The organism is Bacillus sp. JJ1127 (assembly GCF_036965845.1).
GTDB lineage: Bacteria > Bacillota > Bacilli > Bacillales > Bacillaceae_G > Bacillus_A.
The window spans coordinates 1-3,891 of sequence record NZ_JBALQK010000250.1 but is presented as its reverse complement, the minus strand read 5'-3'; the positions used below and the strand labels follow the sequence as shown (position 1 = coordinate 3,891).

General features: G+C 37.3%; 5 protein-coding genes. All 5 read left to right on the top strand.

Going from position 1 to position 3,891, the window contains the following annotated elements:
• Window positions 1-81: 81 nt before the first annotated feature.
• On the top strand, window positions 82-318 hold the full coding sequence (locus V7183_RS21320; RefSeq protein WP_097899314.1) for a YiaA/YiaB family inner membrane protein: 237 nt from the start codon (window positions 82-84) through the stop codon (window positions 316-318).
• A gap of 141 nt (window positions 319-459) precedes the next feature.
• Window positions 460-750 carry an Asp-tRNA(Asn)/Glu-tRNA(Gln) amidotransferase subunit GatC gene (gene gatC, locus V7183_RS21315; protein WP_000086999.1) on the top strand — a complete coding sequence of 97 codons (291 nt, stop codon included), beginning with the start codon at window positions 460-462 and terminating at the stop codon, window positions 748-750.
• Window positions 751-765: 15 nt separating this feature from the next.
• A complete protein-coding gene (gatA, locus tag V7183_RS21310) occupies window positions 766-2,223 on the top strand; it encodes an Asp-tRNA(Asn)/Glu-tRNA(Gln) amidotransferase subunit GatA (RefSeq protein WP_335360754.1) in 1,458 nt (485 codons plus the stop codon).
• A gap of 14 nt (window positions 2,224-2,237) precedes the next feature.
• Window positions 2,238-3,668 (top strand): Asp-tRNA(Asn)/Glu-tRNA(Gln) amidotransferase subunit GatB, encoded by a 1,431-nt coding sequence (gene gatB / locus V7183_RS21305; RefSeq protein WP_097899316.1) that lies wholly within the window; start codon window positions 2,238-2,240, stop codon window positions 3,666-3,668.
• Window positions 3,646-3,891, top strand: a 246-nt coding sequence (locus tag V7183_RS21300; RefSeq protein ID WP_335360753.1) for a hypothetical protein, incomplete at its 3' end; no start/stop codon positions are given. The genes gatB and V7183_RS21300, both read left to right, overlap by 23 nt.

Here is a 3,891-nt window from a genome sequence, read left to right as displayed (position 1 = left end):
AAAATGGATTTATATAACATAAAAATCCATCATAGTAATATACTTATCTATTATGGATGTACAGCTGCAAGGGGGAGAACCATGAGGAGAAGAAATACCCAAGCGTTTACATTTTTAGCATGGACTTCATTTGTTTGTGCGCTTTCTGGTATGTTAATTGGTATTTATACATTAGATGAAACACTTAGCGTAAAAGGATATTATTTAATAGGTACATTATTTTTAACAATGTCCTGTTTTGTACTGCAAAAAACAATTCGTGATAATGAAGAAGATAACGAGCGTTTACCGAAACAAGAACCGCTAGATAAAGAATAAATTGAGAGGAAAGGCAGAAGCCTTTCTTTTTTTTTGTAAAAATGCTGTAAGTGCCATGTGTTGACTTGCTTGAAGTACTGAAAATTTGGTATCATCAATAGTATTGTAGATTGAACGATATATTATGGAGGTGGCCTAGCCGTGTCAAGAATTTCCGTTGAGAATGTAAAGCACGTAGCACATTTAGCACGTCTTGCAATTACTGATCAAGAGGCAGAAAAATTTCAAAAACAACTCGATGCAATTGTTACATTTGCAGAACAGTTAAATGAATTAGATACAACAGATGTAAAACCAACAACTCACGTATTAACTATGAAAAACGTTATGCGTGAAGATGTACCAGAAAAAGGTTTACCAGTAGAAGAAGTATTAAAAAATGCACCGGATCACAAAGATAATCAAATCCGTGTTCCAGCAGTATTAGAATAGAGGAGGGGAATTTCGATGTCATTATTTGATCATTCTGTATCAGAGTTACATAAGAAATTAAACAACAAAGAAATTTCCGTTACGGATTTAGTAGAAGAATCTTACAAACGTATTGCGGATGTTGAAGATAACGTAAAGGCTTTTCTTACATTAGATGAAGAAAATGCACGCGCGAAAGCGAAAGAATTAGATGCAAAGATTGGCGCTGAGGATAATGGTCTATTATTCGGTATGCCAATCGGTGTAAAAGATAACATTGTAACAAACGGTCTTCGTACAACTTGTGCGAGTAAAATATTAGCAAACTTCGATCCAGTTTATGATGCGACAGTTGTGCAAAAGTTAAAAGCTGCTGACACAATTACAATCGGTAAATTAAATATGGACGAGTTCGCAATGGGTTCTTCAAATGAAAACTCTGGTTTCTATGCTACGAAAAATCCATGGAACTTAGACTATGTTCCAGGCGGATCTAGTGGTGGTTCTGCAGCAGCTGTAGCAGCAGGAGAAGTATTATTCTCTCTAGGTTCTGATACGGGTGGTTCTATCCGTCAGCCAGCTGCATATTGCGGTGTTGTAGGTTTAAAACCAACTTACGGACGCGTATCTCGTTATGGTTTAGTTGCATTCGCATCTTCACTTGACCAAATCGGACCGATTACACGTACAGTAGAAGATAATGCATACTTATTACAAGCTATTTCAGGTATTGACCGTATGGATGCAACTTCTGCAAATGTTGAAGTAGGTAACTATTTAGCTGGTTTAACAGGCGACGTTAAAGGTTTACGCATTGCTGTACCGAAAGAATACTTAGGCGAAGGTGTTGGCGAAGAAGCTCGTGAGTCAGTACTAGCTGCTTTAAAAGTATTAGAAGGTATGGGCGCAACTTGGGAGGAAGTATCTCTTCCGCACTCTAAATACGCTCTAGCAACGTATTACTTATTATCTTCTTCTGAAGCATCTGCTAACCTTTCACGCTTCGATGGCGTACGTTACGGTGTTCGTTCTGATAACGTAAATAATTTATTAGATCTTTACAAAAACACGCGTAGCGAAGGTTTCGGTGATGAAGTAAAACGTCGTATTATGCTTGGTACATTTGCTCTTAGCTCTGGTTACTATGATGCATATTACAAAAAAGCACAACAAGTACGTACATTAATTAAAAACGACTTTGAAAATGTATTTGCTAACTACGATGTTATTATTGGGCCAACAACGCCAACTCCAGCATTTAAAGTGGGCGAAAAAGTGGACGATCCAATGACAATGTATGCAAATGACATTTTAACAATCCCAGTAAACTTAGCAGGTGTTCCAGCGATTTCAGTTCCATGTGGATTCGGTGCTAACAACATGCCACTTGGTTTACAAATCATTGGTAAACACTTCGATGAAGCGACAATTTACCGCGTTGCACATGCGTTTGAGCAAGCAACAGACTATCATACAAAAAAAGCAAGTCTGTAAGGAGGCGAGCATAGATGAATTTAGAAACAATTATTGGTTTAGAGGTTCACGTTGAGTTAAAAACAAATTCGAAAATTTTCTCTGCGAGTCCAACAGAATTCGGAGCGGAGCCAAATACACAAACGAGTGTAATTGACTTAGGATATCCAGGGGTACTTCCAACTTTAAATAAAGAAGCAGTTAACTTTGCAATGAAAGCTGCAATGGCATTAAACTGTGAAATCGCAACGGAAACGAAGTTTGACCGTAAAAACTATTTCTACCCAGATAATCCGAAAGCTTACCAAATCTCTCAATTTGATAAGCCAATTGGAGAAAATGGTTGGATTGAAATCGAAGTAGACGGTAAAAAGAAACGTATCGGTATTACACGTCTTCATTTAGAAGAAGATGCTGGTAAATCAACACATACAAGTGAAGGATACTCATTAGTAGACTACAACCGTCAAGGTATGCCTTTAATCGAGATCGTGTCTGAGCCAGATATGCGTACTCCAGAAGAAGCATACGCATACTTAGAGAAGTTAAAATCAATCATTCAATATACAGGCGTATCTGATTGTAAGATGGAAGAAGGTTCTCTTCGTTGTGATGCGAATATTTCACTTCGTCCAGTTGGACAAGAGAAATTCGGTACAAAAGCAGAACTGAAAAATTTAAACTCTTTCACTTATGTACAAAAGGGTCTTGAGTTTGAACAAGCTCGTCAAGAAAAAGAACTACTATCTGGTGGTATTATTCAGCAAGAAACACGTCGTTACGATGAAGCAACGAAGAAAACAATCTTAATGCGTGTTAAAGAAGGATCTGACGATTACCGTTACTTCCCAGAGCCAGATTTAGTTGAGCTTTACATCGACGATGAGTGGAAAGAAGAAGTACGCGCTTCTATTCCAGAACTTCCAGATGCACGTAAAGTTCGCTATGTTGAAGAGATGGGCTTACCTGCTTATGATGCACACGTATTAACATTAACGAAAGAGATGTCTGATTTCTTTGAAGCAACTGTTGCAGACGGTGCTGATGCGAAATTAACATCAAACTGGTTAATGGGTGAAGTACTTGCATACTTAAACAAACAACAAAAAGAATTAAAAGACGTTGCATTAACGCCTGCTGGTTTATCTAAAATGGTTCAATTGATTGAAAAAGGTACAATTTCTTCTAAAATCGCGAAGAAAGTATTTAATGAATTAATTGAAAAAGGTGGAGACCCAGAAGAAATCGTTAAAGCGAAAGGTCTTGTTCAAATTTCTGACGAAGGAACACTTCGTAAGGTTGTAACAGAAATTCTTGATAATAATGAGCAATCTATTGAAGATTTCAAAAACGGTAAAGACCGTGCAATTGGCTTCTTAGTTGGTCAAATTATGAAGGCAACAAAAGGACAAGCTAACCCACCACTTGTTAACAAAATCTTACTTGAAGAGATTAACAAGCGATAATAAAACAAAGCGAGAGCAGGAAGGCGTTGGAGCGTTCGACAGAGAAGCACTTTTTGCTTCGTTAGAGGAGGCGAAACGACTGACTGTTCTAGCCGTTGAAACTAGACAAAACAGCTCTCAAATAGTAAAGATTAAACAGAGAAAGCACCCATATTTGGGTGTTTTTTCTGAGTTAATCAAACGTTTGTTTAAATTAAGAAATTTATTTAAACAAACGTTTGAT

Excerpts from the sequence above, each read along its gene's own strand:
- gatB (WP_097899316.1), top strand. The coding sequence starts at position 2,238 with ATGAATTTAGAAACAATTATTGGTTTAGAGGTTCACGTTGAGTTAAAA.
- V7183_RS21320 (WP_097899314.1), top strand. The coding sequence starts at position 82 with ATGAGGAGAAGAAATACCCAAGCGTTTACATTTTTAGCATGGACTTCA.
- gatA (WP_335360754.1), top strand. The coding sequence starts at position 766 with ATGTCATTATTTGATCATTCTGTATCAGAGTTACATAAGAAATTAAAC.